The organism is Pseudonocardia zijingensis (assembly GCF_042657305.1).
Classification (GTDB): domain Bacteria; phylum Actinomycetota; class Actinomycetes; order Mycobacteriales; family Pseudonocardiaceae; genus Pseudonocardia; species Pseudonocardia zijingensis.
Window position 1 is genome coordinate 1 of record NZ_JBHSKO010000063.1, and the last position, 2,998, is coordinate 2,998.

Annotated in this window: 4 protein-coding genes and 1 pseudogene; 2 read left to right on the plus strand and 3 right to left on the minus strand. The window is 75.2% G+C overall.

Annotation, left to right across the window (positions count from 1 at the left end):
• Positions 1-283: 283 nt before the first annotated feature.
• Complete coding sequence (locus ACFPL3_RS41885) at positions 284-484, plus strand: hypothetical protein (protein WP_343946365.1); 201 nt, start codon at positions 284-286, stop codon at positions 482-484.
• 4 nt (positions 485-488) lie between these two features.
• Here ACFPL3_RS41885 and ACFPL3_RS41890 read toward each other — a convergent pair whose 3' ends face one another.
• Both ACFPL3_RS41890 and ACFPL3_RS41895 read right to left on the minus strand, forming a co-directional pair.
• Positions 489-1,103, minus strand: a complete 615-nt coding sequence (locus tag ACFPL3_RS41890) for a CBS domain-containing protein (protein ID WP_343946366.1) — start codon at positions 1,101-1,103, stop codon at positions 489-491.
• A 14-nt stretch (positions 1,104-1,117) separates the two neighbouring features.
• Positions 1,118-1,642: a flavodoxin family protein gene (locus tag ACFPL3_RS41895; RefSeq protein ID WP_343946367.1), complete on the minus strand. Its 525-nt coding sequence runs from the start codon at positions 1,640-1,642 to the stop codon at positions 1,118-1,120.
• Between the two features lie 199 nt (positions 1,643-1,841).
• On the opposite strand from ACFPL3_RS41895, the gene ACFPL3_RS41900 reads away from it, so the two are divergent.
• Positions 1,842-2,840 carry an Acg family FMN-binding oxidoreductase gene (locus tag ACFPL3_RS41900; protein WP_343946368.1) on the plus strand — a complete coding sequence of 333 codons (999 nt, stop codon included), beginning with the start codon at positions 1,842-1,844 and terminating at the stop codon, positions 2,838-2,840.
• Between the two features lie 19 nt (positions 2,841-2,859).
• Here the strand turns inward: ACFPL3_RS41900 and ACFPL3_RS41905 are convergent.
• A pseudogene (locus tag ACFPL3_RS41905) lies at positions 2,860-2,998 on the minus strand (electron transfer flavoprotein subunit alpha/FixB family protein); the annotation flags it as partial.

Below are 2,998 nucleotides of genomic sequence, written 5' to 3' on the forward strand. Positions count from 1 at the left end.
CCTCGGCCAGGTGGAGGTCGGTGCGGCACACCCCGCAGGCCTGCACCCGCACCCGCACCTCCCCCGGCCCGGGCGACGGCTCCGGGAGCTCGACGGCGTGCAGCGGCCCGCTGCCGATCGGCCCCGGGTGGTCGACGACCCACGCACGCATGCGGACCACGGTCGGCCACCCGCGGCGCCCGGCGCCGGAGCCGAGGGTCCCGGGCCATCAGGGCCTTCCCGCCCTTCCTCCGCCACCGGCCCGCGGCGATCGTGCCCGGGGCGCAGGGCTGAGGAGGACAGGATGAAGGACATCGACGACCCGGTCGGGGACGACGTCGACCGCGCGCTCGCCGCGTTGTACGGGGACGACGACGAACTCTCGGCAGCAGCTCCGGCGCACCTCCCGCATACCGAGCCCGAGGATTCCGTGCCCCCCGTACGAACGGCACCGCCGTACGTGCCTATCGGACGAAGGGGCCGCTCGTACGAAACTCGGGCGTGATCGCTCAGGCCTGCAGGGCGGCGATGCGGACCCCGATGACGCCACGCACCGACCCGGCGAGCACGGCGGCGATGTGCCGCTCGGTCTCGTCCTCGCACGGGTCGCCGAGGGTGACGATGCCGTCGTGCACCTCGACGTGCCAGCGGCCGGGCCGGGCGTAGTGCTCCAGGCGGTTGCGCACGTCGCGGGCGAGCTGGTCGTCGTCGCGCGCGATCGCGGCCAGGATGTCGCGGCGCGTGACGATGCCGACCAGCTCCCGGCCCCGGACGTCACCGGCGATCACCGGGACGGACCGCACGCGGTGGGCACGCATGGCCTCGACGAGGTCGGCCACGTCGGTCGTGCGGGTGGCCACCAGCACGTCCGGCGTCATCACGTCCCGGACGGTCTGCGGCACCGCACCGGCCACGAGCTCGGCGGCCAGCAGCGGAGAGCGGGCGTCGTGCCGCGTGCGGCCGTGCAGCAGATCGATCTCGGTGACCATGCCGACGACCTGCCCGCCCGCGACGACGGGCAGGGCGGTGAACCGGTTCTCGGCCAGCACGCGCGCGGCCGCGGCGGCGGTCACGTCGGGCTCCACCGAGACCACGGGGCTGCTCATGACGTCCCGAACCTGCATGTCGCTCTCCCTCTTCAGACCGTGCTGGCACTGGTGGCCGCACGGGCGACGTCGAACCCCCAGGCCCGGGCACGGTCGAGCTCGCCGTCCCGCAACGGCCCCTGCGTGCCGATCACGCGGAACGTCTCCGGGCGGGCGACGAGGTCGTAGCCGAGACGGCGCAGCCTGCGCGCAGCTCCGGCCGCCGCGGAACCGGGCAGCCGTGGACGGTCCATCCGGGTGTCGAACGCCGCCGCCCGTGCGCCCGCCTGCGCCTTAGCCGTGGTGGCGAGCCACTCCCGCAAGCCGATCTCGGCCGGCTGCGCGCCCGACTGCTCGGCCGCTGACCGCCGGGTCGACATCCGGGTCATGGCGAACGCGTGGGTCGGGCCGCCGACCACGAGCAGGTCGACCCGGTCGACGGGCTGCCCGGCCTCGCTCACGTCGGCGACGCGGACCTGCCCCGTCTCGCCCAGTCCGTCGGCCAGCCCGCGGGCCACCTCGTCGGCGATCCGCCGCGTATTGCCGAAGACCGATTCCACGACCACGAGTGCGCGCATGCGCATTGCCTCCGTCCCTCATGCCCGGAGTCAGACTCCTGGGGCGAGGGTTTCCGGGGCAGGGCTGCACCTCCCGCACCTGCGGGACGTCCGCAGTCACCACGGCGGGCCGAAGGTCCCGCACCGGTGACCAACGGACCGCGGCACCGGGACCGAGGACCGCTGCCGGGCACGCCGGTCCGCGTCGACGCTGGCGGCCATGGTGATGACGTCGACGGGACCCGACCGGGACACGGTGCTCGACGCACTGCGGCTGGCGATACGCGCGCCGTCGGTGCACAACACCCAGCCCTGGGGCTGGCGCGTCGACGGCCGGGCCGTCCTCCTGTACGCCGATCCCTCGCGCCAGGCACCCGCGACCGATCCGTCCGGCCGCGACCTCGTGATCAGCTGCGGGGCGGCGCTGCACCACCTGCTCGTCGCGCTCGCCGCCGCAGGCTGGGGCGGCCGCGTGCGCAGGCTCCCCGACCCGGACCGGCCCGACCACCTCGCCACCGTGGAACTCGGCCCGCACGCCACCAGCGGCGCCGACGCCGAGCTCGCGAGGGCGATCCCGCTCCGCCGCACCGACCGCCGCCGCTTCACCTCGTGGCCGGTGCCCGGCGAGCTGATCGGTGGGATGGCCGAGCTCGCCGAGAGCCAGGGCCTCACGCTGCATGCGGTGACGGAGCCGAAGCCGCGCTGGCGGCTGTACCAGGCCATCGCGGCGGCTGCCGAGGTCCAGGAGGCGGACCCGGCCTACGCCACGGAGATCGACCGCTGGAGCGGACGCGCCGCGCTCGCCGCCGACGGGGTGCCCGCGGCGAACACCCCGTCACCCCACCCGGTCCCGGGCCGGATGCCGATGCGCACCTTCGCCGGCCCCGCGCTCACCGAGACAGCCACGAGTGGCGAGCCGGAGAACGCCGCCCTGCTCCTGCTGTCGACCCCCGCCGACACGCCCACCCACTGGCTGCGCGCCGGCGAGGTGACCAGCGCCGTCCTGCTCACCGCCACCCGCGCCGGGCTCGCCGCCAGCCCCCTCACCCAGCCGCTGGAGGTCGAGAACACCCGCGGCTACGTCCGCGACCACGTCCTGGCGGCGAAGACGACGCACCCGCAGATCCTGCTGCGCATCGGATGGCCACCACCCGGCGCGGGCGCGCTCCCGGCCACGCCCCGCCGGCCCCTCAAGGAGGTCGTGGTCGTCGACCGCTGAGCGGCCGACGGGGCCGCGGTCACCGCCGCTCGACGATCTCGTCCTTCAGCTGCGGGGCCACCGTGAACAGGTCCCCGACCACGCCGTAGTCGGCGATCTCGAAGATCGGCGCCTCCGGGTCCTTGTTCACCGCGATGATCGTCTTCGAGGTCTGCATC

Bases quoted from the DNA above. Each gene is read 5' to 3' on its own strand.
- ACFPL3_RS41885 (WP_343946365.1), top strand. From the start codon at position 284: ATGAAGGACATCGACGACCCGGTCGGGGACGACGTCGACCGCGCGCTC.
- ACFPL3_RS41890 (WP_343946366.1), bottom strand. From the start codon at position 1,103: ATGCAGGTTCGGGACGTCATGAGCAGCCCCGTGGTCTCGGTGGAGCCC.
- ACFPL3_RS41895 (WP_343946367.1), bottom strand. From the start codon at position 1,642: ATGCGCGCACTCGTGGTCGTGGAATCGGTCTTCGGCAATACGCGGCGG.
- ACFPL3_RS41900 (WP_343946368.1), top strand. From the start codon at position 1,842: ATGGTGATGACGTCGACGGGACCCGACCGGGACACGGTGCTCGACGCA.